Source organism: Bradyrhizobium genosp. SA-3 (assembly GCF_004212635.1).
Taxonomy (GTDB): Bacteria; Pseudomonadota; Alphaproteobacteria; order Rhizobiales; family Xanthobacteraceae; genus Bradyrhizobium.
In genome coordinates this window covers 19,742-43,471 of the sequence record NZ_PSRT01000001.1, presented here as the reverse complement: position 1 = coordinate 43,471, position 23,730 = coordinate 19,742, and the positions used below count along the sequence as shown (strand labels likewise).

The 23,730-nt window shown below is 64.6% G+C and carries 15 protein-coding genes; 7 read left to right on the top strand and 8 right to left on the bottom strand.

The features are described 5' to 3' along the window. Window position 1: 1 nt before the first annotated feature. Window positions 2–928, top strand: coding sequence for a catalase family peroxidase (locus tag CWO91_RS00195; RefSeq protein WP_130211728.1), 927 nt, complete (start codon window positions 2–4; stop codon window positions 926–928). A gap of 28 nt (window positions 929–956) precedes the next feature. On the opposite strand, the gene CWO91_RS00190 is transcribed toward CWO91_RS00195, so the two are convergent. Both CWO91_RS00190 and bamA read right to left on the bottom strand, forming a co-directional pair. Further along, on the bottom strand, window positions 957–1,889 hold the full coding sequence (locus CWO91_RS00190) for a helix-turn-helix domain-containing protein (RefSeq protein WP_130211727.1): 933 nt from the start codon (window positions 1,887–1,889) through the stop codon (window positions 957–959). Window positions 1,890–2,081: 192 nt separating this feature from the next. Then, a complete protein-coding gene (bamA, locus tag CWO91_RS00185; RefSeq protein ID WP_130211726.1) occupies window positions 2,082–4,595 on the bottom strand; it encodes an outer membrane protein assembly factor BamA in 2,514 nt (837 codons plus the stop codon). A gap of 1,780 nt (window positions 4,596–6,375) precedes the next feature. Between bamA and CWO91_RS00170 the strand changes: the two genes are divergently transcribed. After that, the gene (locus CWO91_RS00170; RefSeq protein ID WP_130211724.1) at window positions 6,376–7,536 is read left to right on the top strand and encodes an MFS transporter; all 1,161 of its coding nucleotides are present in this window, start codon (window positions 6,376–6,378) and stop codon (window positions 7,534–7,536) included. Window positions 7,537–7,542: 6 nt separating this feature from the next. Here the strand turns inward: CWO91_RS00170 and CWO91_RS00165 are convergent, their stop codons facing one another. Then, on the bottom strand, window positions 7,543–8,532 hold the full coding sequence (locus CWO91_RS00165; RefSeq protein WP_130211723.1) for a Bug family tripartite tricarboxylate transporter substrate binding protein: 990 nt from the start codon (window positions 8,530–8,532) through the stop codon (window positions 7,543–7,545). A 364-nt stretch (window positions 8,533–8,896) separates the two neighbouring features. Here CWO91_RS00165 and CWO91_RS00160 point away from each other — a divergent pair, with 364 nt between their 5' ends. Beyond that, window positions 8,897–11,668 carry an ATP-binding protein gene (locus CWO91_RS00160; protein WP_433995539.1) on the top strand — a complete coding sequence of 924 codons (2,772 nt, stop codon included), beginning with the start codon at window positions 8,897–8,899 and terminating at the stop codon, window positions 11,666–11,668. Between the two features lie 29 nt (window positions 11,669–11,697). Here CWO91_RS00160 and msrA read toward each other — a convergent pair whose 3' ends face one another. The 3 genes from msrA to CWO91_RS00145 form a co-directional block, all read right to left on the bottom strand. Further along, a complete protein-coding gene (gene msrA, locus CWO91_RS00155; RefSeq protein WP_130211721.1) occupies window positions 11,698–12,213 on the bottom strand; it encodes a peptide-methionine (S)-S-oxide reductase MsrA in 516 nt (171 codons plus the stop codon). Window positions 12,214–12,392: 179 nt separating this feature from the next. Further along, entirely contained in the window at window positions 12,393–12,815 is a 423-nt protein-coding gene (locus CWO91_RS00150) for an OsmC family protein (protein ID WP_130211720.1), read from the bottom strand. Between the two features lie 174 nt (window positions 12,816–12,989). After that, the gene (locus tag CWO91_RS00145; RefSeq protein ID WP_130211719.1) at window positions 12,990–13,679 is read right to left on the bottom strand and encodes a VOC family protein; all 690 of its coding nucleotides are present in this window, start codon (window positions 13,677–13,679) and stop codon (window positions 12,990–12,992) included. Window positions 13,680–14,001: 322 nt separating this feature from the next. On the opposite strand from CWO91_RS00145, the gene CWO91_RS00140 reads away from it, so the two are divergent. From CWO91_RS00140 to CWO91_RS00130, 3 genes are all read left to right on the top strand, one after another. After that, window positions 14,002–16,845, top strand: a complete 2,844-nt coding sequence (locus CWO91_RS00140) for an ATP-binding protein (RefSeq protein WP_130211718.1) — start codon at window positions 14,002–14,004, stop codon at window positions 16,843–16,845. 117 nt (window positions 16,846–16,962) lie between these two features. Then, window positions 16,963–17,670, top strand: coding sequence for a hypothetical protein (locus CWO91_RS00135; RefSeq protein WP_130211717.1), 708 nt, complete (start codon window positions 16,963–16,965; stop codon window positions 17,668–17,670). A 264-nt stretch (window positions 17,671–17,934) separates the two neighbouring features. Further along, a complete protein-coding gene (locus CWO91_RS00130; RefSeq protein WP_130211716.1) occupies window positions 17,935–18,918 on the top strand; it encodes a helix-turn-helix domain-containing protein in 984 nt (327 codons plus the stop codon). Between the two features lie 362 nt (window positions 18,919–19,280). Here the strand turns inward: CWO91_RS00130 and CWO91_RS00125 are convergent, their stop codons facing one another. After that, complete coding sequence (locus CWO91_RS00125) at window positions 19,281–21,602, bottom strand: molybdopterin guanine dinucleotide-containing S/N-oxide reductase (protein ID WP_165405150.1); 2,322 nt, start codon at window positions 21,600–21,602, stop codon at window positions 19,281–19,283. Between the two features lie 241 nt (window positions 21,603–21,843). On the opposite strand from CWO91_RS00125, the gene CWO91_RS00120 reads away from it, so the two are divergent. Further along, window positions 21,844–22,194: a RidA family protein gene (locus tag CWO91_RS00120; RefSeq protein WP_130211714.1), complete on the top strand. Its 351-nt coding sequence runs from the start codon at window positions 21,844–21,846 to the stop codon at window positions 22,192–22,194. A 345-nt stretch (window positions 22,195–22,539) separates the two neighbouring features. Here CWO91_RS00120 and acdA read toward each other — a convergent pair whose 3' ends face one another. Continuing rightward, the gene (gene acdA, locus CWO91_RS00115; RefSeq protein WP_130211713.1) at window positions 22,540–23,718 is read right to left on the bottom strand and encodes a 3-sulfinopropanoyl-CoA desulfinase; all 1,179 of its coding nucleotides are present in this window, start codon (window positions 23,716–23,718) and stop codon (window positions 22,540–22,542) included. Window positions 23,719–23,730: the final 12 nt, after the last annotated feature.

Below are 23,730 nucleotides of genomic sequence, written 5' to 3'. Positions count from 1 at the left end.
CTTGTCAGAGAGCCCGAACGACGTCGCAACGCCCGCCTCGATCGTCGACGCCCTGAAAGCCGTCGCCGGCAATCCGCCGAAGGTGCGCGCGAGCTTCGCCAAGGGCTGCTGCGTTCGCGGCACCTACACCCCGTCGGACCGGGCGGGGGACATCACGAGATCGCAGAGCTTCACGAGACCATCGCGCGTGCTGGCACGCTTCTCGGTGGGCGGCGGCAATCCTGACGTGGCTGATACCAACAACCGCGTGCTGCGCGGCTTCAGCTTCAGACTCGGCGACGAGGATCATCGATCCGACATCCTCACGGAAAGCGCTCCCGTGCATTTTGCAAGGACGCCCGACCAGATGCTGGCCTTCCTCGAGGTGCGCATCCCCGGACCGGACGGCAGGCCAGATGAGGCGAAGGTCGCAGCTTTCTCGGCGGCTAATCCCGAAACGCTCAATCAGGCGAACTATGTCGCCGCGCGCCGGCTGCCCGGGAGTTTTGCCGGCACGACCTATTGGGGCGTACACGCCTTTCCGGCGACCAGCGCGCGAGGCGAGACGCGCTTCATCAAGTTCAAGGTCGCCCCGGTCGGCGACGACATCACGCTGACCGAGCAGGAAGCCGAGACGAAGGCGGCCCACTTCCTGCACGACGACCTGAACACACGAATCGCCACTGGCGATGTCCGCTTCAACGTGATGGCGCTGCTCGACCGACCCGGCGACCCCGTCATGGACGTGACCATACGCTGGCCGGACGAGGACAATCGCGAAGAGGTACGCCTGGGCACGATCGTGATCACGGGGTTCGAACCGAACCAGGCTTGCGACGCGTCCATTTTCAATCCAGCCAATCTCGCCGATGGCATCGGTCATCCCCCGGACGAGATCTTTGCGGCGCGGCGCACCGCCTATGCCATTTCGCTGGCGAAACGCCGTTGAGGGCACGGGCGCCCCACATCACCGGGGTTCACGTGCCCGCGCGCAAGGCGCCGAGCGCCTCGCGGCGCCACACGGCCGGGCTGACGCCGACAATCGAGGAAAACACGCGCGTGAAGTGACTCTGGTTGGCGAACCCGGCCGAGATCGCGATCTCCGTCAGCGGCAGGTCGCGAACGGTCATCAACTGCTTGGCGGCCTTCACCCGCTGCTGAAGCAGCCATTGGTGCGGCGGCAGGCCGACGGAAATTCGAAATGCGCGGGAGAAATGGCTGACCGAGAGGTCGAGCTCGGTTGCGATCTTCTGTAGCGAGAGCTTGCCGCCGAGGTCGGATTCCAACCTCTCGCAGGCACGTTTCGCCTGCCACGGAGCGAGCCCGCCGCGGGTGGGTCCGGCCGTGCGCTGGAGCCCGCCATAAGTCTGGGCGACATGGGCGGTCAGCCCGAGCATCATGTGGTCGATGAAAAGCTGGTTGGCCTCGCCCGGCCTGCGCAGGCCTTGCTGCAGCGCCGCGCCGATGTGGCGGATGATACCGTCGTCATGGCCAACGCCGATCCGACAGTCGAGTTCGTCGATCCGCGACGCATTGCACTGCTCGGAGATGCTGTCGAGTGCCGAACGCGGAATGTAGAAAAACAGCGAGTGGAACGGCTTGTCGATCACATAGCGCGGATCGCGCTTGAGGTCGTAGAGATAGGTCGTACCGGCGTGGACGTCCGCCTTCATGATGCACTTGCCGCGCTCCCAGAGCTCGCAATCCGGGTAGTCGTGAAGCTTCAGGCTGACGAGAAAGGCGTCTTCGGCGGTCAGCGAACCGGACAGACCGGGCACCGGGTGATCATTCCGCGTTTCGGTGACCGCGAGCTCGGCGCTGCGCAGCGAGCGCGTGACCAGGGCGGGCGGCGCCTCCTTCAGACGCAGGAACTGCCCGAGCCTCTGTCCATAGGCGCCTGCCTGCGTCATCAGATTAGCCTTTCTGTGGAAGTCCGAGTGCAGGCCACAGTGTCCTGCAATTCGAGGCGCGCATTATCCAACATCCGGAAGCGACTGTCCACGTGCGCGCACGAGGCGAGCTTCACACGTTTTCACAAACGCACGATCAAATGGCGAACATGCTTCACGCGACACGAGAAGCGCGGTGCCGGCGCCGCATCGCTAGAACGACGTGCCGCCGCCGAACCTGAACTCCTGGACGATGTCGTATTTGCCCTTGGTGATCGGCACGGCATAGTCGAAGCGCAGCGGCCCGAACGGCGAGGCCCAGATCAGGCCGACGCCGACCGACGATCGCACCACATTGCCGTCATCATATTGCAGCCCGCAGGTCGGACAGGCCGCCGTGTTGACTTCGCCGGTGGCCGTCCATGACGTCGGCCCCTGATAGCCCCAGAGCGAGCCGGCATCGGCGTATATCGCGCCCTTCAGGCCGACCTCCTTGGGCAGGAACCAGAACGGCATCTGCAACTCCATCGACGCGCCCCAGTATTTCGTGCCGCCGAGCGCATCGCCGCTCGCGCCCAGGCTCCAGTAAGTGATGTCGCGCGGACCGATGCCGTTCGAAGCGAATCCGCGCACGAGGTTCGGTCCCATCTGGAAATGGTCGAGCATGCGCAAATCCTGGTCGCCGATCTTGTTGAGGATGCCGCCCTGAAGGTGGATCACGCTGACGATCTCGGACACGAGCGGCGTGTAATACTTCGTGTCAATCGCAGTCTTCAGATAAGTCACATCGCCGCCGACCCCGGCGAAATCCTGCCGGAAGTCGATCAGCAAGCCGTCGGTGGGGTTCTTGGTGTTGTCGAGCGTATTGTAGTTCAAGGTGTAGCCGAGCGCCGACGTCCAGGTGGCGCCGTTCGCCAGCTCTTTCCGGACCGGCAAGCTCGATTCGCCGTCGCCGTAGCAGCCGTATCCATAAACGCCGGAGTCCGTGGAATTGGTCGGGTCGACGCCGCCCAGAACACTTTTGATGTAGGCCGGCGTCGGGTTAAAGGCCAGTGACGTGTTCGATGCGTTGTTGTTGCAATTATTGTACGCGCTGGAGAGTGTTATGCTCTGCTGATAGAGCGAGTAGCGGAGCTGGAGTGAGAGATCCTCGCGCAACGCAAAGCCGAGGCGCGGCGAGAAGCCCAGCGTCGTCACGCCATAGCTCGTATAGCTGTTCGACAATTGCTGGCGCCAATAGGTGTCGAATCCGAGCGCCAGCCGGTAGTCGAGCAGGTAGGGCTCGACGAAGGACAGAGATATGCCACGCGAGTACTGGCCATAGCTGACGGACGCCTTGGCGTAGAGTCCCTTGCCGAGCAGGTTACGCTCGGAGACCGAGACCTCGGCCAGTGCGCCATCCGTCGTGGAGTAACCGCCCGAGATCGAGAAATCGCCGGTCGATTTCTCTTCCATGTCGACGATCAGGATGACGCGGTCGCTGGAGGAGCCCGGCTCGGTGACGATCTTGACGCTCTTGAAGTAGTCCAGGTTCTTCAGTCGCCGCTCGGCGCGGTCGATCAACGCGCGGTTGTAGGCATCTCCCTCGGAGAGGTCGAATTCGCGGCGGATCACGTAGTCGCGCGTGCGGGTATTGCCGCGGAGGTTAATGCGCTCGATATAGGTGCGCGGCCCCTCGTCGACATTGAACACGACCGAGACCGTATGCGCTTCGAAGTTGCGGTCGCCACCAGGACGGACCACGGCGAAGGCATAACCGCGGCGCGAGGCCTCGATCTGCATCTCCTCGACCGACTTTTCGACCGATTCGACGTTGTAGAGCGAACCGACATTGACGCGCGAATAGGTGCGCAGCGAGGCCGCGTCGAAATTGGGAATGCTGGAGCGGAAATTCACCGCTTCGACACGATATTGCTGCCCTTCCTCGATCTTGAAGGTGACGAGAAATCCCTTCCTCTCCGGATCGTATTCGGTGAGCGCGGCCACGACCTGGACGTCGGCGAAACCGTTCTTGAGATAGAAGCGACGGATCAGGTCGCGGTCGGCCTCGACGCGATCGGGATCGTAGATGTCGTTGTTGCCGAGGAAGCTGAGCAGATTGCTCTCATGCGTCTTGATGACGTCGCGCAGGCGCGAGGCCGAGAAGGCGCTGTTGCCGATGAATTCGACCGATTTGACCGAAGTCTTGACGCCCTCCTCGACCGTGAAGATCAGGTCGACGCGATTGTTCGGTTGCTCGATGATTTCAGGCGTGACGCGCACGTCGTAGCGGCCGGAGCGCCGATAGATCTCGGCGATGCGCAGCGTGTCGGACTGCACCAGCGCCCGCGAGAAGGTCCCGCGCGGCTTGGACTGGATCTCGGCCGAGAGTTGCTCGTCCTTGATCTTCTTGTTGCCTTCGAAGGCGACACGACCGATCACGGCGTTTTCGACCACCGACACCACGATGCGGCCGCCGGCCCGGTTGATCTTCACGTCCTGAAACAGTCCGGTCCCGATCAGCGCCTTGAGGCCCTCGTCGACCGCCGATTGATCGAAGCGCCCGCCGGGCCCCGGCCTGAAGTAGGAGCGGACCGTCTCGGCCTCCACGCGACGATTACCTTCGACGACGATCGTCTCGACCGCCTGCGCGGCCGCCGGCCGCGGCAACAGCACAAGCGGCAGTGAGCTTGCAATCGACACGCCACTCACCGCCGCAATGACCAGCCAGGCCCGCAAAAACGACATTCCACACCTCAACAGTACCTCGCCTGCTCTGAAACGAGACGGCTGTGGCCGCGGTGTGGCTTTGAGATTGCTATAGTGTTTCCGGTCGTTGAATTTGATTGGCTGATCAGTGGCGTGAATGTGGGACCCAGAACGCGTACGATGCCGCGACATGGGCCCCGGCTCTGCAGCGCACCGCTGAAGTAGCGCTGCGCTGCGTCCGGGGCACGAGAGCGGAGATTGTTCACGCTGCTTCCACATCGTCATTGCGAGCCAACGGGTCCGCGCGAAGCGCGGCCCGATGACAGGCTCCGCGAAGCAATCCAGAGTCTTTCCGCGGCAAGACTCTGGATTGCTTCGTCGCAAGGGCTCCTCGCAATGACGGAGCAAGGGGCGCCGCCGTCGTCCTCCAACTGCCACTGTCATTCCGCGCCACCGGGTCTCGCCTTCGGCGAGCCCGATGACAGGCTCCGGCGGGGAATCCAGTACGCCGCGGCCTCTCGATTGAACCACAACCGTCTCGGAGTACTGGATCGCCCGGTCAAGCCGGGCGATGACAGCGTGTGTGTGGTTAGCGCTCGCTCCAATCTCGTCATTGCGAGCGCAGCGAAGCAATCCAGAGTCTTTCCGCGGATACATTTCTGGATTGCTTCGCTTCGCTCGCAATGACGGAGTATGGCGCACCGCCGTCGTCCTCCAACTGCCACTGTCATTCCGCGCCACCGGGTCTCGCCTTCGGCGAGCCCGATGACAGGCTCCGGCGGGGAATCCAGTACGCCGCGGCCTCTCGGTTCAATCACTGCCGTCTCGGAGTACTGGATCGCCCGGTCGAGCCGGGCGATGACAGCGCGTGGCTGGTCGCAGACACGCCTTTGCATTCTCGCGACGGATTTCGCCCGAGCTTTGCTTGATCGCTCCACCCTCTAAATCCAAGAGGGCGCAGGGAAGGCCGGGTGCCGGCTGGCACCCACGGTCCGCTGTGCCAAGGCACACGCAGAAAGAACTGCACAGCGGCATACAGGTGAAGCCCAACACACGGCCTTCCCTGCGCAGTGGTTTGACGGCTTATGCCGCGCTCTCCCGGGAGCCGAATTCCTTCTGGCCTCCCTCACTCTCGCGAAATTCACGGACACCACGCCGGTTGACGCCAATGCCGCCTCCGCAAGAGCTTGACCGTAGCAACGACGGCCAGGACCACACGGTTTTGCCGTACGCGCGGCTCGCCTGCGCCACAGGGTTCGACGGCGTTGTGCACGTTGCCATCGAAATGCTGGCGCGACGAACCTGACAGCGCCGTCCGTCCGCGCGAAGCTTTAGGGCTCACGGAGAGCAATCCGCCTGCCCTCAGCTCTCGCGCCCGACGCTGCCGCGTCCACCGCAAGCCCGGCTCCACGATCATCACGACACATGATCGCCCCTCAAGGGGGAGCCGGGATGAGTGACACATACGCCATTTCCGAATTTCGGTAAAGTGGAATATTTTTGCGCATAGGGCTTGACGCCGACCCATGTGGAAATGGTCGGGTGTTTTGCCCGACGGGCAGTCTCGCCCGGCGCCGAGATGTCGGGCAACATCTGTTCATAATCCAGCAACACTCCGCCTGCCGAGCGCCAGCCGGGGCCTGGTCTCGCTTCGCCCAGCCCGTCCGCGAGCCATCAGCACCTCTTCCACGGAACGATGGCAGCCGCTTGCAGCTTTCGGGCGCAGCCTGCGACAATTCGGGCAAGCCTCGGACATAAAGGCGCGGCAATTCTGGGGCTTCTGGACCACCTTACCCCCGACTGCTTCCCCGGAGTTCCCATGCATTCTGCCGACCGGCCGGCGACGCGCCTTGCGACTCGGCTCGCCTTCCTCGTCGCGGGCTTCGGCATCGCGTGCTGGGCGCCGCTGGTGCCGTTCGCGAAGACGCGCCTCGGCGTCGACGACGGCATCCTCGGATTGCTCCTGCTCAGTCTCGGCATCGGCTCGGTCCTCGCCATGCTTCTGACCGGGGTCCTGAGTGCGCGCTACGGCAGCAGGCCGATCATCATTGCGGGCGGGCTCGGTCTCGCCCTGGTCCTGCCGCTGCTCGCGATCGCGAGCTCGCCCACAGCGCTGGCGCTGGCGCTCTTTGCGTTCGGCGCCGCGCTCGGCTCGATCGACGTCGCCATGAACATCCATGCGGTGGAGGTGGAGCGCGCTGCGGCACGTCCGCTGATGTCCGGCTTCCACGCTTTGTTCAGCATCGGCGGCTTCGCCGGCTCCGCGCTGATGACGGCACTGCTCTCGCTGCAACTCGGCGCGCTCACTTGCACGCTGGTCTGCTCGATCCTGATGCTGATCGCGATGCTGGTAACCTGGCCGCGCCTGCTGCGTTCGGCCCAGGTGCAGGAGGGTCCGCTGTTCGTGCTGCCGCATGGATCGGTGCTGCTGCTCGCGCTGCTCGGCGCCATCACCTTCCTCGTCGAAGGCGCGATGCTCGATTGGGGAGCACTGCTCGTGATCGGCGCGGGCCTCGTCTCGGAGGCGCAAGGCGGCGCCGGCTATATCGTGTTCTCGATCGCGATGACGGTGGGGCGGCTCGGCGGCGACGCCGTCGTCGCGCGCATCGGCGACCGTACGACGCTGTTGTGGGGAAGCCTCATCGCCATCGCGGGCTTCGTGGTCCTGCTCACGGCTCCCGTCGCGGCGATGGCCATAGCCGGCTTCCTGCTCATCGGCCTCGGCGCATCGAACCTGGTGCCGGTGCTGTTCCGCCGGGCGGCCAAGCAGAAAGCAATGCCCACGGGCCTCGCGGTCGCGGCGATCACGACCGCCGGCTATGCCGGCATCCTCATCGGCCCCGCCGGCGTCGGCTTCGTTGCTCGCGTCAGTGGGCTGCCGACGGCGTTCTGGCTGCTGGCGGCGCTGATGGGTCTCGTCACGCTGTCGGCAGGCGTCGTCACCAAAGAGCAGCGCCGGACATCGCGCGTCAGCGCGTGAGCGGCCTTACAGATGATTCAGTCCGATCGATTTGATCACGGGCGCCAGGCTTGCCGTTGTCGCCTCGACGATGCGCTGGAATTTTTCGGGGCTTGAATCGGCGTCCGGCTCCATGCCTTGGGCACGGTAGCTTGCCTGGAGCGCGGCATCGGCCATGGCCAACCGCGTGGCCTGGGCGATCCGATCGATGATCGCATCATCGGTGCGCTTGGGCGCGAACAGGCCGAACCAGCCCTCATATCTGAGATCCGGCATGCCGGATTCGACGGCCGTCGGGATATCGGGCGCGCCACTCAGCCGCCTTTCGGTGGTGACCGCGAGCAACCGGATCTTGCCGGCTTGGCTCAGCTGCTGCAATTGGACCGACATCACGGCAATGACGAGCGAGATCTGGCCGCCGACGAGATCATTGGTCGCCTGCGCGATGCCGCGATAGGGCACGTGGACGATGTCCAGCGCGCCGGCCTGCTGCTTGAAGGATTCGCCGACCAGGTGATTTCCGGTGGCGACGCCGGGCGTCCCGTAGGACAGCTTTCCGGGATTGGTCTTCGCATAGGCGATCAATTCACGCAGATTGGCCGCGGGCACGGAAGGATGGACGGCGAAAACCAGCGCGCTGTTGATCAGGCGGTAGATGGCGCGGAAATCGCCGACGGAATAGCCGGGATTTGCCGAGGTCAAGGGAATGATGACCTGCGTGCTGCCGTTTCCCAGCAGCAGCGAATAGCCATCGGGCTCCTCGCGCGCGACCGCGGCAGTCCCGATCGCGCCGCCTGCGCCGCCGATATAGTCGACGAAGGTCGGCCCGAGCAGCGCTGACATCTTGTCGACCCATGGGCGCCCGATCTGGTCACCCGATCCGCCAGCCCCGTAGGGAATCACCAGTCGAATGGCACGGGACGGATAATCGGCGGCTTGTCCGTTGCGTGGGATGGTCGCCAGCGCCGCTGCGCCCGATAGCGCAGAGACGAACCATCGCCGCGAGAAGGAAGGCATGTTCGAATTCCGGAAGCGGTAGTTACTGTCGAGGCGGGACCGGCTCCCCGTCATCCCATCGCAGCAATCCGTAACCGCCGTCAATGCTCCGGTCCGATCGGCCGGCAGCATCACCGCCGTATCATGTTGGTCTAACCCATTCCTTTTCAAGAATTATTTCGATGAGCCGAGGGCGACCCAAGCCATCTGCGCAGGTCTGCCAGTCATGCGGCTTTCGGCCAGTTTACTCGGCGCCTCGTTCTGCTAGACCACAACGAAATACCTTTTGACTCCCGCGAGGGGGCAATGGCGCGTGCCAGCACATAGTAACCAAGACTCAGCCATTTCATTTGGGCCATTTCGGCTGTTTCCCAAGTCCCGGCTCTTGGAGAAGGAGGGTGCGCCGCTTCACGTCGGCGGCCGCGCGCTCGACATTCTGATCTTCCTGGCCGAGCGTCCCGGTGAAGTCATCGACAAGCGCGAGCTGGTCAAGCGCATCTGGGCCGACGTCAATGTCGACGAAGGCAGTCTGCGCTTTCATGTCGCAGCGCTGCGCAAGGTGCTCGGCGATACCGGCAAGTCGGCCCGCTATGTCGTCAATGTGCCCGGCCGCGGCTATTGCTTCGTCGCCTCGTTCGCGCAGGCGGCGCCGCAGGTCGCCCCACCCTCCGCCGAAACCGCGCTTCCTCGCTCCCTGCCCGCTCAACTCGCGAAGATGGTCGGACGAGAGGAAGTCATCGAGAAGATCTCCAATGGACTTTCGCTGCATCGCTTCATGACCGTGGTCGGCCCGGGCGGCATCGGCAAGACCGCCGTCGCCGTCACCGTCGGGCATCGCCGTTCCCAGGATTTCGGTGGGCGCGTCTTCTTTGTCGACTTCAGTCCGTTGCGGGACGCCAGCCACATCGCGACCACCATTGCTTCGGCGCTCGGCCTGACCATCAGCTCGGAGGATCCGACGCCGGCCCTGCTGACATTTCTGAAGACCGGCCCAGCCCTGCTGATCTTCGACAGTTGCGAGCACGTGCTGGATGCGCTCGCGCCGCTGGTCGAGCACATCGTTCGCGAAGCACCGCAGCTTCGCGTTCTCGCGACCAGCCGCGAGTCGTTCCGCAGCGAAGGCGAGCGGATATTCAGGCTCTTCCCGCTGGATTGTCCGCCGGAGCGCGAGGGCCTTGATGTCGCCGATGTCCTTGCCTACCCCGCCGCTCAGCTCTTCGTCGAGCGCATCGCGCAGAGCTCGGGTCCGTTCCAGCTTAGCGCCGAAGAGGCCCCGCTCGTCGCCAGCATCTGCCGGCGCCTCGACGGCATCGCGCTGGCGATCGAGCTCGCGGCAGGCCGCGTCAATGCGTACGGCATTGCCGGCACCGCGTCCCTGCTCGACAGCCGCTTCTCGCTGCAATGGCGGGGGCGCCGCACCGCCGTGCCGCGACACCAGACCCTCGCCGCCGCGCTCGACTGGAGCTACGATCTGCTGCCCGCGGCGGAGAGCGCCACCTTGCGGCGGCTGTCCGTCTTCGCCGGGCCGTTTGCACCGGAAGCGGCCGCCGCGGTTGCGGCCGGCGACGGCCTCAGCGAATCGGAGACGCTGGAGGCGATCGACAGCCTGGTCACCAAATCGCTGATCTCGCCGTCCGGTTCGCGAACGCTGCGCTATCGCCTGCTCGACACCACGCGCACCTATGCGCTCGCGAAGCTGCACGAGCTCGGCGAAAACAGGCAGTTCGCGCGGCGCCATGCGGAGCATTTCCGCGATTTCTTCGAGCGCGCCGAGGCCGACACGACAACGCCGCTGCCCGAATGGCTGAACATCTACGGCGCAGAGCTGGACAATGTGCGCGCGGCGCTGGATTGGGCCTTCGCGCCCGACGGCGACGCTGCACTGGGAATCGCCCTGACCGCAGCTGCGGTCACGCTGTGGGTGCGCCGTTCGTTGTTCGCCGAATGCCGCGAGCGCACCAGAACGGCCCTCGCCGCGCTCGGCGATGCCGGCGACAACGACCGTGTCCGCATGCAGCTGCTGTCGGCGCTCGGCTGGTCGCTGATGTATGGCGAAGGCCGCGCGCGCGAGGCGCGTCCGATCCTGGAGACGACCCTTGAGCTGGCGGATAGGCTCGACGACAAGGATTTCCGGCTGCGCGCGCTCTGGGGCTTGTGCATCGATCAGTTCAACAACGGGCAGTTCGGCAAGGCCCGCGCGCTTGCCGAGCGCTTTGCCGACGCGGCAGCGAACTCACCCGACAAGACCGATGTCATGCTGGGCGACCGGCTGATGGCCGTCGCGCTGCACTATCTCGGCGATCAGGACGAGGCGCGCGTGCGCATCGATCGGGTCAACGTGTCGCTGCATGTGCTGGCGGAGAAGCCGAAAATCTTCCCGCTCGACCTCAGGATATCGACGCAATATTTCCGCGCCCGCATCCTGTGGCTGCAAGGCCTGGCCGATCAGGCCAAGGCGCTCGCCGCCAGGAACATCGAGGAAGGCCGCGCCAATGGTCACGCCCTGACCTTCTGTAGCGTGCTGGGACAGGCCGCCTGCCCGATCGCGTTCTGGGCCGGCGATTTCGACGCCGCCGAGCGCCACGGCACCGAGCTGCTCGAACACACCGAGCGCCATGCGATCCGGCTGTGGCGCTTGTGGGCAAAAGCCTTCAACGCAGCGGTCATTGTCAAGCGAGGCGACGTCGCGACGGGCCTGCCGCTGCTGCGCGAGGAGCTCAATCGCGCCGGCGATGCGCGCTTCCTGCCGCGATTTCTTCCCTTGCTCGGCGAACTCGCGGCGGCTTTCCTGGAGGCCGACCAGATCGACCGCGGCCTCGACGTGATCGACGACGTCCTGACCCGCTGCAACGACCGGCAGGAGCTCTGGTATCTGCCAGAACTGACCCGCATCAAGGCAGAATTGATGCTCAGGAGCGTGCGGCACCCGGGGGGCGCCGAGGAACGTTTGCGCGAGGCCATGGACATGGCCGTTGCGCAAGGCGCCCGCTTCTGGGCGCTGCGCTGCGCGATCAGTCTCGCGCGATACATGTTCAGGGCTGGCCTAAGCGCAGAAGCACTTGCGGTTCTCGACCCTGTCTGCGGGACGTTCACCGAGGGCGCAGACATCGCCGATATGCGCAGTGCTCGCGATCTGATCGCCCAATTGCGCGCCTGACCACACGCGCTGAGCCCGCGGCGACCGGCCTAGCCTCCGGCAGCAGCCGCGCGCTGTGGCAGCTTCCAGCCCGGCCGGATGAAGTGGCAGGTGTAGCCGTCCGGATAGCGTTCGAGATAATCCTGATGCTCGGGCTCGGCCTCCCAAAACTCGCCTGCCGGCGCGATCTCTGTCACCACCTTGCCGGGCCACAGGCCCGACGCCTCGACGTCCGCTATCGTGTCCTCGGCAATCCGCTTCTGCGCCTCGCTGGTATAGAAGATCGCAGAGCGATAGCTCGTGCCCCGATCATTGCCTTGGCGATTGAGCGTGGTGGGATCGTGGATCTGGAAGAAGAACTCCAGCATGGTCCGGAAGCTCGTCTTCGCGGGATCGAAGATGATCTCGATCGCTTCGGCGTGGCCCTCGTGATTGCGATAGGTGGCATTCTTCACTTGGCCGCCGGTGTAGCCGACGCGTGTGGAGACCACGCCTGGCTGCTTGCGGATCAGATCCTGCATGCCCCAGAAGCAGCCTCCGGCCAAAACTGCGCGCTCTGTCGTCATCTGTCCGCTCCCAATTGATCGCTCTGTCCGTTCTGCGCCTGTCGCATCATATGCTTTCGGCCGCCCGGCCGAAAGGCAAGCATTGCCGGTATGTCCACCCGGTCCTATCTTGGGCCCAACGCTTCGACAGCTTCAGTTTCCCAACCAGAACCGGATGGACATGAGTTGAAAGCTCGCCGCTAGCCCAGCTTGGCGTCGAGCGTGATCGCGGCGTTGAGCACCTTGGACACCGGACAGTTCTTCTCGGCCTCGCCGGCGATGCGCGCGAAACCTGCTTCATCTAGGTTCGGCACCTTCGCGCGCAAGGTGAGCGCTGACTTGCTGATCTTGAAGCCCTTGCCTTCGGGCTCGAGCGTGACGGCTGCTTCCGTCGAGAGCTCCTCCGGCGTGAAACCTGCCATTTGAAGGCCGAAGGCCAACGCCATCGTAAAACAGCCGGCATGGGCCGCCGCGATCAACTCCTCGGGATTGGTCCCCTTCTCGTTCTCGAAGCGGGTCTTGAACGAATAGGGCGTCTCAGCGAGCACGCCGGATTCGCTTGAGAGATGGCCCGTGCCATCACGACCAGTGCCCTTCCATACTGCTTTTGCCTTGCGGATCATCCTGGTTCTCCTTGTTTGTGTGCAGATCGTTCAGCCCGGTCGCGGCACCCCGTGCCAGTGGAAGACGGCGGCGGCCTCGCGCCTGCCACCTCTCCAACCGGTCGCGCGGCACCGAGGTTCCGTCAATTGCCGATTTGTCCGATGACTGGCGCAAGATGGAAGACTGCCTTCAACTCAGGACGGCAGCGGCAGACCAGCTTGCTCGCGCACGATGTAGTCGGCGTACCAATCCGCCCAATTCTTGTCGTGTCCGCCGATTCGCGTCTCGTGCTCACCATGCGCAACCGATGCACGGCGCAACGCCGCCGCCAGATCGCTCTGCGAGGCGAACGTCGTGCCGTCTGCCGTGATGCGTCCGGGCAATCGTGTCGTGACTTCCTGGAACAGCCAGCCATTGCCGTCGGGATCGCTGAACGAGGCAAACGAGCTGTAGCTGCCGCGCTCCGGGTCAGCACCGCTGACCCGGACGCTGCCAAACAGATACGGCTCGTCCGGACCGGCATGAACATCGCCGGCACCGTGGAAGGGTTCGCTGACCGCGATGCCGCGGTCGAGCAGATCTTGTCGTGCAGCCTCCAGATCGGAGACGATCAGGTAGAGGCCGCGCGCCGAACCAGGCGCGGCCGCCGTGACGTTCCTGCCGAAAATCACCGAACAGGCCGAGCCAGGCGGCGTGAACTGGATCACGCGCCACTCGCTGCCCGACGCGAAGTCGGCGTCGAGTCGCCAGCCGAGGCGCGTGTAGAACGCCTTGGCGCGGTCGACATCGGACACGGGGATAACGACGACTTCGAGCTTCAGGTCAAGGTTACGCGATGTCGAAGGCTTGGTCGCGACGTCGCGGTCGATTTCGATAGTGGCCATGGTAGCCTCCCCGTTGGAGTAGGATTTAACTCGAAGGTCATACTGAATGCATTGCTCGCGTTTTGCCCGTTAGACGTTGCAAGATTCTGTTATGATCGGCGGCATCGCACTCTGGCGGCGGACACCGCGACCTCGACGGTCAAGCATGACGAATTGTCGCAGTCACCGTCGTAACCGCTCGCCTTTAAGCAAAATTTGCGACGGCTATTCCCCCTGCATTCGGTGACCGCCACGCGATTTCGCCACTTTCGGCCAGTTTACTGATGTCTCGTTCTGATAGATCAACGTGCAGACATCAGCCTTTTTCAACGGACCATTGCTCGTGCCGGACACTAACGACCAGGATTCGGCCATTGCGTTCGGGCCGTTCCGGCTGTTTCCCAAGTCGCGGCTGATTGAGAAGGACGGCGCGCCGCTTCACCTCGGTGGCCGCGCGCTCGATATCCTCATCTTTCTCGCCGAGCGCGCCGGCGAGGTCGTGGACAAGCGGGAGCTGATGCGGCGCGTCTGGGCCGACGTGAACGTCGACGAAGGCAGCCTGCGCTTCCACATCACGACGCTTCGCAAAGCGTTGGGCGATGCCGGCGAAGGCGCCCGCTACGTCGTCAACGTCCCCGGACGTGGCTATTGCTTCGCGGCCCCGCTGCTCCGGACAGCACCATTCGAGGACCGGACCAGCCAGCCTGGCGCTTCGCCCCACGCGCTTCCTTCGCCGCTTGCGAAGATGATCGGGCGCGACGATGCGGTCGAGAAGATCTCCGCAGAGCTGGCTCAGCACCGCTTCGTCACCATCGTCGGCCCCGGCGGGATCGGCAAGACCTCGGTCGCGCTTGCCGTCGCGCACCGCGAGCTCAAGCCTTTCGATGGTCGGGTGAGCTTCGTCGATTTCGGTGCACTGACGGATGCCCGCCTCGTGCCCGGGACGATTGCGGCCGCGCTCGGCCTGACCGTCAACTCCGACGATCCCGTGCCGGGCCTGCTGACGTTCCTGCGCAGCCAACGGATGCTGCTGGTGTTCGACAGTTGCGAGCATATGCTCGATGAGCTCGCCCCCCTGGCCGAACGCATCGTCCAGGAGGCGCCAGAGCTGCACATTCTCGCCACCAGCCGCGAATCCTTTCGCACCGAAGGCGAGCGCGTCCACCGGCTGTTTCCACTGGATTGCCCGCCGCAGCGCGACGGCCTTGGCATCGCCGACATCCTTGCCTATCCCGCAAGCCAGCTCTTCGTGGAGCGCATCGCCGAGAGCCTGAGCGAGTTCGAGCTCAGCGAGGAGGATGCCCCGCTCGTCGCCGAGATCTGCCGGCGTCTGGACGGCATTGCGCTCGCGATCGAGCTCGCGGCCGGGCGGGTGAACGCCTATGGCATTGCCGGGACCGCTTCGCTGCTGGACAGCCGCTTCTCGCTGTTGTGGCGGGGACGACGTACCGCGATTCCGCGACACCAGACCCTGAGCGCGGCACTCGCCTGGAGCTACGACCTGCTACCGCCGGCCGAAAGCGCGACGCTGCGCGGATTGTCGGTGTTCGTCGGCCCGTTCACGCTGGAAGCCGCAATTGCTGTCGCGTCCAGCCAGGGCATCAGCGAGTCCGAAGCTGTCGAGACGATCTCGAACCTGCTCTCCAAATCACTGATCGCAACGTCGCCCGCGGAGCGGCGGCTGCGCTATCGCCTGCTCGACACGACACGCGCCTTCGTCGCGGACAAGCTCGTCGAGAACGGAGAAGCGGCCCGCGCTGCGCGCGCCCATGCCCAATATTTCCGCGATGTCCTGCGCGACATCGCGGTCAAATCAGCGGGCATGCAGAGCGCCGGCGGCTTCCTTCCTTATGCCGACTACCTGCCCAATGTCCGGGCCGCGCTAACCTGGAGCTTTTCGGACGGCGGCGACCGGACAATCGGCGTGGATCTGGCGGCCTCGGCAGCCCAGTTCTTCCTCGAGCTGACATTGCTGACGGAATGCTACCGTTGGACCCGGCAGGCGCTGGCCTCGCTCGACACGGATTCGATCGACAGCCGCCAGGAGATGACGTTGCAGGCGGCGCTCGGCGTCTCCGTGATGTTCACGCAGGGTAATACGGAAGCGGTCCGAGCGGCGTTCACGCGCAGTTTCCAGCTTGCACGGGAGCTGGAGGATTTGCACTGGCAGCTCTGGCTGCTGCGCGGATTGCACATCTATCTCACCAGGGTTGGAGATTTTCACGGCGCGCTCGGCACGGGCGAACAGGGCGAAAGCGTTGCGCGCAGGCTGAACGATCCCGCCGCCGCGCTGAACGTGGAATGGATGCTGGGCGTTGCACATCATCTGATCGGCAATCAGGACAAGGCCGTGCAGTTTTGCCAGAGCGCGATGATGCACAATCCCGGCTCGCAGCGGCTGAACATCGGGCATCTCGGTTATGACGACCGCATCGTGGCGCTGGTGGCACTGGCGCGCGGGCTCTGGCTTACCGGCCGGCCCGATCGTGCGATCGAGGCGGCCAGGTACACCGTTCGCGAGGCCGAGCTGCTGGAGCAACCGCTGACCCTCGGTATTTCCTTGATCTGGACGATCTACGTGTTCCTCTGGGTCGGGGATTGGGCCAATGCCGAAATCCTGATCGAGCGGCTGATCGAACATTCCGCGCGCCACTTCCTCGGCCCCTATCATGCGGTCGGCATCGGCCAGAAAGGCGAGCTGCTGCTACGCCGCGGCGACGTCGCCGCCGGCATGGAGCATCTTCGCCGCAGCCAGGCCACGCTGTACACCACGCGGCACCGGATCATGACGACGGTGTTTGCGACGGCGCTCGCGGAGGGGCTGCTGGCCCAGAACCAGCCCGACGAGGCCCTGCGGACGATCGATGAGGCCATCGCGCAAATCCCCGATCATGGCGAGTCGTTCGACATGCCGGAGATGCTCAGGGTCAAAGGCGACATCCTCGTAAGGGCAGGCCATATCGCGGAGGCCGAGAACGTCTTGCGCAGATCGCTCGATCTGTCGCGGCGCCAATGCGCGGTCGGCTGGGAACTCCGCGGCGCGATCAGCCTCGGCCGCATCTGGGAGCGCACCGGCAAGGCCGCCGACGCGGGCGCCCTGCTCACCCCACTCGTCGCTCAGTATCAGGAGGGCCTCCAGACCCGCGATCTGGTTGCCGCAAGGGGCCTCCTTGCCGCCCTGAATTGAGAGCATCTTCAACGAGATACCGCCATCCTGCGCGCTCGCAAGTCCTAACAACTTCTAACACGCCAAGCCGTACACACCCCGCCATGGTGAGGCACTTCATGGTGGATATGGCGGGACATGGCGCTTCTTGACGACGTAATCGATGCCAACGGCGGTATGGCCCGTTGGAACAGCTTGAAAGGGTTCACGCTCCACCTCTCCGTCGGCGGGACGCTGTTCTCCAGCGCCGGACACGCCCGGGAATTCAAGGACGTGACCGCAGAAGGCTCGACCCGGACCCAATCGATCCGCTTCACCGGCATCACGGGGGGCGAACATTCCGGGTCGTTTCAACCGGACGCGATCACGATCGAGAGCCTGGACGGTGAGATCCTGCGGACCTGGCGCAACCCGAGCTTCGCGTCTGCCGAGGCCGGCTCTGCTGCGCTCGCGGACGAACTGCACCTCGTCTTCTTCTGCGGCGTCGCGATCTGGAATTATCTGACGACTCCATTCCTGCTCGCCGACCCCGATGTCGTGCTGGAAGAGCTGACGCCGTGGCGCGAGAGCACCCAGACCTGGCGGCGGCTGCGGGCGCAATTCCCCCCGCGCCTGGTCACGCTCGCTCCCGAGCAGATCTTCTATTTCGACGAGAGCGCCCTGCAACGGCGGACGGATCACGATCTGTTCGGGATGAAGGTCGCACATTCCTCCTGGGCCCATGACAGTTTCGGCGGCATCGTGGTGCCGACGCTTCGACGGGCGCAGACGCTGCGGCCCGACGGAACCGTGATCGCCAAGCCCGTGCTGATGGACGTCGAGATCTTCGACGCCGTCTTCGAGTAGCGACGCATACGCACGGGCAAACGACGTCACGTGCTCGAACGAGGCCTGGACTGCGCCGACGATTGCCAACCGATGCGACGAATTGAGACGTTCATAAAGTAGAGTCTCCTGCGGCGAGCTGTCACACCGCTCGGACTCACACTCACACAACAACTAACAACTCCTAATCACCACTAACGGGCGTCCTGGCGCGCACACGCGTACTCTCGGACCATAGCGAACTTGCGCATCGCAAGCCGCCGATGAGACGAGAGAGAGCGAACGATGTTCACCGACATGCAGGCACACGCCTGGGCCGATCTTCGAGCCGTCAACCGGAATCGCGAGACTCCGCAGACGACAAAGGCATTCGCCCGGGAAAGCCGATGGCGTCAGATCGATCGCAGCGCGGAGACGTCCAGCGAGGACATCACGATCTCGCGATGGGAAGAATCCCGCGGCGCTTCGTCGCACGAAACGACGACGCCCGAGGATCGCTATTTCGTCGGCATCGCCTTGAAGACCACGCGCGCAAGACTGAGCCGGGACCGTCAGATCGTTTTCGATGGCACCATGCCTGCAGGCACGCTCTATGTCACCGCACCGTCGAAGCCTCTCTGCGCGCAATTCCAGTCGCCGTGCGCTTTCCTGCACTTTCATATCTCCACGGATCATTTTCCGGCGCAATTCCGCGCGACCGAAGGACTGAATGACCTCGTCCTGTTGCGCGACCCGCTCGCTGCGGAGCTTGCCAAGGCGCTGATCGAACGTGGTCACGCCGCGGACCACCAGTTCATGCGCTGCCTCGGCCAGACTCTTGCGATGTATCTCGCCCGGTTGGAGCCGCCGCGCGTCAGGGTCAATGCCTTGCCGAAATGGCGGCTGCGGCGGATCGAACACTATATCGCCGATCATTTCGACCGCTGCATCAGCCTGTCCGAGCTCGCCAATGTCGCCGGCCTGTCCAGAATGCACTTTGCGGCCCAATTCCGCGCCGCGACCGGTTACCGTCCCCGCGAATATCTTCTCAATCACCGGATCGAACGTGCGAAGGCGCTGCTCACGACCACCGAGCGGCCATTGGCAGAGATCGCGCTTGCCGTCGGCTTCAGCACGCAGGCGCATTTTTCCACCGTCTTCAAGCGCATCAGCGGCCAGTCTCCGGCACGCTGGCGCCTCGCCAGCAAGGGTGAGCGTCTCGAGATCGAATCAGGCTCGCGGCGGCGTTCTTCGTCGGATAGGCACTGGATCGCCAGCGCAGCCGCGTAGCGATGCGGCGAGATAACCCCCGGCTGTGCAGCACAGCGCTAAAGAAACGCTGCTGCATCCGAGGTACGAAGGGGAAAGTGCAGCGTACACTCCCTCCCCATCGTCATTGCGAGTCACCGGGTCCGCGCAAAGCGCGGCCCGATGACAGGCTCCGCGAAGCAATCCAGAATGCCTCCGCGGAAAGACTCTGGATTGCTTCGCTGCGCTCGCAATGACGGAGCAAGGGGCATCGCCGTCGTCTTCCAAATGCCACTTTCATTCCCGCGAAGCGGGGAATCCAGTACGCCGACGCCTCTCGGTTCATCGGGCGCGCGTTCGCGCGACCCATTGGCTCCATCCGCGCTACGACGTAACGGCGTCTCCTACACCGGATCGAACGCCCGGATCGGGGGCAGATTGCCCGTGAACTTCTCCACCTCGACCGTCGTCAACTGCCCCGTGCAGCCCTGCGCCAGGGATGAGGTGCCGATGTCGCGGGTGAGCACGTTCGGATTGCCGTGAACGCAGAGCGGCGCGTCGTCCTCGGGATCCATCGGGTCATACCAGGCTCCGGTCGGAAGCTGCACGACGCCGGGCGCGATGCCGTCGGTGACATGGACGGCGGCAAGGCAGGCGCCGCGGCCGTTGAAGAGGCGGATGATGTCGCCATCCTTGATCCCGCGCGCGGCCGCATCGCGCGGGTTCATGCGCGCGATCTCACGGCCGCGATGTTTTGAGCCGAGCGAATGGCCGCCGAAATCGAGCTGGCTGTGCAGCCGCGTCACTGGCTGGTTGGCGACGAGGAAGCACGGCGCGCCGGGCCTCGGCATATCGGTCTTGTCGAGCCAGACCGGATGGCCCGGACAATCCGCATCGCCATGGCCCGCGATCTTCGCCGAGAAAATCTCGATGCGGCCGCTCGGCGTCGGCAGGGCGTGACCTGCGGGATCCTCACGGAAGCGGCGCAGCCGGCCGCCGTCATCGGGCTGCTGCGGCACGACCAGGCTGCCGCGTTGCCAGAATTCGTCGAAGCTGGGCGCTTCCAGGCCACGCTTGGCGAGCGAGGCGCGGGTCGGCTCATACAGATGTTCGAGCCACTCCCGGGAGGTGCGCCCTTCCGTGAAGGGTTCGCGCGCGCCGAGACGTTCGGCGAGATCGGCGAAGATATCATAGTCGTCGCGCGCGAGCCCAAACGGCTCGGCGATCCGGTGCATCGCGACCATCAGGGGATCGTTGCTGGAATAGCCGATGTCCTCGCGCTCCAGCGTCATGGTCGCGGGCAGCACGATGTCGGCGTGCCGGGCCGTCGCGGTCCAGCCGAGCTCATGCACGATCAGCGTGTCGACTTTCGCGAACGCCTTGCGCAGGCGGTTGATGTCCTGGTGATGATGGAAGGGATTGCCGCCGGCCCAGTAGACGAGGCGGATGTCCGGATAGGTGCGGGTCTCGCCATTATAGCGATAGGTGCTTCCAGGGTTGAGCAGCATGTCGGCGATGCGCGCCACCGGAATGAAATCGGCAACGCCGTTGCGGCCCTGCCCCAGCGTCGGCCCCGGCACGTCGTTGACGCGGCGGCCGTAATAGCCGATCGCCCCCAGCGAATAAGCATAGCCTCCGCCGGAAAGCCCGATCTGGCCGAGCGCTGCCGCCAATACCAGGCCCATCCACACCGGCTGCTCACCATGCTCGGCGCGCTGGAGCGAATGCGAGACGGTGATGAGCGCGCGCTTTCCGGCGAGGCGACGCGCCAGCGCGCGGATGTTGTCCGCGTCGACGCCTGAGATCGCGGCGGCCCACCCGGCATGCTTTGCTTGCCCATCGCTCTCGCCGGTGAGATAGCGCAGGAAGACGGGCCAGCCTTCCGTGTAGCGATCAAGGAAGGCCTGGTCGTGCAGGCCTTCGCTCACCAGCGTGTGGACGATGCCGAGCATCAGCGCGGTGTCGGTGCCGGGCACGCAGCTCATCCATTCAGCGCCAGCTTCAACCGGCAGATCGTCGCGCAGCGGGCTGACCAGGACGAACTCGCAGCCGTGCCGGCGCGCCGCCGCCATGGCACCGCGCTCGACATGCTTGCTGATCGATCCGCCGGCGACCATGGAGTTCTTCAGCGCCATGCCGCCGAACGCCAGCACGATCTCGGTATCAGCCGCGATCTGCTCCCAGGTGACGTTGCGCTTGGTGATGTCCTCGTATCCCGCCAGGATCTGCGGCAGCAGCACCGAGGACGCGCCGGAAGAATAGGTGTTGACCGAACGCACATAGCCGCCCATTGCGATGTTGAGGAAGCGATGCACCTGACTCTGGGCGTGATGAAAGCGGCCCGCACTCGACCAGCCATAGGAGCCGCCGAACACGGCGCCGGGGCCACGCGTGTCGCGGATGCGCGCCAGCTCGTCGCCGAGCAGGTCGAGCGCCTTCTCCCAGCTCACCGAGACAAATTCATCGCGGCCGCGGCGATCGTCCGGGCCGGGACCGCGCTCGAGCCAGCCGCGGCGGATCGCCGGCTGAGCGATGCGCGCCTGATGGCGCAGCGCGCCGGGAAAATTGTCGATGATGCCGTTGGGATCGGGATCCCCCGCATAGGCCCTGACCTCGAGTCCGGTTTTACCTTGACGCGCGGAAAACACGCCCCAATGCGAGGTGTGCGGCTTGAAGCCGTCGGACAGGTCGAGGCCGGGGTCGGGGAATCCAATCGTATCGTCCATCGCCTGATCCTTGTTCCAGTGCGTGGTGGCAGTATACCGATCCACCTCCCGATGTCATCGAGATCTGGGCTGACGCAAACGCTGGGCTCCCGTGCACTCTGTTGCACCCGACGCCGCCGAATAGCGAGGTCAAGACTCACGGCGATGTCGACGGTGCCGCTCGGTAGGTCACAGGGCCTCGTAATGGTGGTGAAGATGTGCGATATGCGTCCCTCCCCTCACCAGCAACATCGGTCTCATCATGATCAAGCGCGTCTTGCCCTACGAAGGTCTGCTCCACGAAGTGGTCGAGCATAATGGCGTGCTTTACATCGGTGGAATCGTCCCCGAGGACACGAGCCTCGATATGTCGGGCCAGGCAAACGACGTCCTCCGGCAGTTGGCGCAGCTGCTGAAGACCCTCGGATCCGATTTGGCCAACGTCTTGCAGGTGACCATCTACATGACCGACCTGAAGGAGAAGGCCGCGTTCAACGCCGCCTGGAAGGCGCACTTTGCGGAAGCTCATCTGCCGGCGCGCGCGGCAATCGGCGTCGCCGATCTCGGCCCGGGCGTCAAGCTCGAGATGACCGCCATCGCTGCGCGACACTAGTGGTGCCACGGCATCCTTGTTCCGGTCTTAACTTTTTGCGCCGACATCAATGTTAACGAGCGGCTTTCGTTGCGCGAAGGGAATGCCCTGATACGCTCTGCGCATATCAAACGCAGCGTGTTCAAGATGATCAGATACTCATCCTACGGCACGACGAATTCTTCAAAGCAATCGCCGACGCTCGATTCTGACGATCCGCTTCGTGCCGCATATTGCGAACTGTTAGAGCTGCGTCGGCGCGTCAGGGCCGCTGAAGCGGCCATGATGACGCGAGCTAGTGATCGCAGACGCAAGCCGACCGCGAGCCGAGCCCAGAACTGGCTGAAGCAGTCTGGATGACCCTGCTCAATGACGGGTCTGCGGCAGCTTCCAGCCCAGAACCTTGCTCGCGACGAGCGTGCGCAGCACCTGCGCCGTGCCGCCGCCGATCGTGAACATGCGCACGTCGCGCGCCATGCGCTCGAGCGGAAAGTCGCGCGAATAGCCGCGGGCCCCGAACATCTGAAGTGCATCGTTGACGATCTTGATCGCCGCCTCGGACGCGAAGATCTTCGCCTGGGCTGCGAGGGTCGGATCGGGAAATGCGCTGCCGCCTGGGCCTCGCGACGCGGCGGCTGCATGCAGCATCAAGCGCGATGCGGTGAGCTGCGTCTGCATGTCGGCGAGCATCCATTGCAGCCCCTGGAATTCGCCGATCGGGCGCCCGAACTGCTCGCGTGTCTTGACCCATTCGACGGCGTGCTCCAGCGCACCCGCAGCGATCCCCATCGCGACAGTACCCGCGCCGACACGCTGGCTGTTGTAGGCATTGATGAGGTCGGCAAAGCCGCGCTTGAAGCCCGACGGAGGCAGCAGCACCATCTCCGGCGAGATCTCCAGATCCTCGAACACGAGCTCGCCCTCGGGCATGCCGCAGAGCCCCATCGTCGTTTCGCGCTTGCCGATGCGCAGCCCTTCGGCCTCGCCGCGCACGGCGAGGAAGCCGCCGACGCCAAGCTCCTCACCGCTCTCATCGAAGACCCGCGCGAAGATCAGGTGCAGGCGCGACACGCCGGCGCCGGTGATCCAATGCTTGCTGCCGTTGAGCACGTAGCGATTGCCGCGCTTGTCGGCCCGGGTCTTCATGCCGCTCGCATCGCTGCCCGCGTCCGGCTCCGTAATACAGATGGCCGGCTTGTCGCCCGCCAGGACGAGATCGGCAGCGCGCCTGCGCTGTGCATCGGTGCCGTAGGCCATGACGGTGGAGATCGCGCCCATATTGGCCTCGACGACGATGCGCGCCGAGACCGTGCACGCGCGCGCCATCTCCTCGATCACCAGCACGGTGTCGAGGAAGCTCTGGCCCTGCCCGCCATATTCCTTCGGGATCGTCATGCCCATGAAGCGCTCGGCTTTCAGCGCCTCGACAACGTCGAAGGGATACTCGCGCGATTGATCGATCTCGGCGCCGCGCTTGCGCAGCAGCCCGTTCGAGAAGGCGGCGGCTCTTTCCTTCAAAGCCAATTGCCGGGATGACAGCTCCATGGCGTCGCTCCT

Bases quoted from the DNA above. Each gene is read 5' to 3' on its own strand.
- CWO91_RS00130 (WP_130211716.1), top strand. From the start codon at position 17,935: ATGTTCACCGACATGCAGGCACACGCCTGGGCCGATCTTCGAGCCGTC.
- CWO91_RS00190 (WP_130211727.1), bottom strand. From the start codon at position 1,889: ATGACGCAGGCAGGCGCCTATGGACAGAGGCTCGGGCAGTTCCTGCGT.
- acdA (WP_130211713.1), bottom strand. From the start codon at position 23,718: ATGGAGCTGTCATCCCGGCAATTGGCTTTGAAGGAAAGAGCCGCCGCC.
- msrA (WP_130211721.1), bottom strand. From the start codon at position 12,213: ATGACGACAGAGCGCGCAGTTTTGGCCGGAGGCTGCTTCTGGGGCATG.
- CWO91_RS00170 (WP_130211724.1), top strand. From the start codon at position 6,376: ATGCATTCTGCCGACCGGCCGGCGACGCGCCTTGCGACTCGGCTCGCC.
- CWO91_RS00135 (WP_130211717.1), top strand. From the start codon at position 16,963: ATGGCGCTTCTTGACGACGTAATCGATGCCAACGGCGGTATGGCCCGT.
- bamA (WP_130211726.1), bottom strand. From the start codon at position 4,595: ATGTCGTTTTTGCGGGCCTGGCTGGTCATTGCGGCGGTGAGTGGCGTG.
- CWO91_RS00145 (WP_130211719.1), bottom strand. From the start codon at position 13,679: ATGGCCACTATCGAAATCGACCGCGACGTCGCGACCAAGCCTTCGACA.
- CWO91_RS00150 (WP_130211720.1), bottom strand. From the start codon at position 12,815: ATGATCCGCAAGGCAAAAGCAGTATGGAAGGGCACTGGTCGTGATGGC.
- CWO91_RS00120 (WP_130211714.1), top strand. From the start codon at position 21,844: ATGATCAAGCGCGTCTTGCCCTACGAAGGTCTGCTCCACGAAGTGGTC.
- CWO91_RS00165 (WP_130211723.1), bottom strand. From the start codon at position 8,532: ATGCCTTCCTTCTCGCGGCGATGGTTCGTCTCTGCGCTATCGGGCGCA.
- CWO91_RS00125 (WP_165405150.1), bottom strand. From the start codon at position 21,602: ATGGACGATACGATTGGATTCCCCGACCCCGGCCTCGACCTGTCCGAC.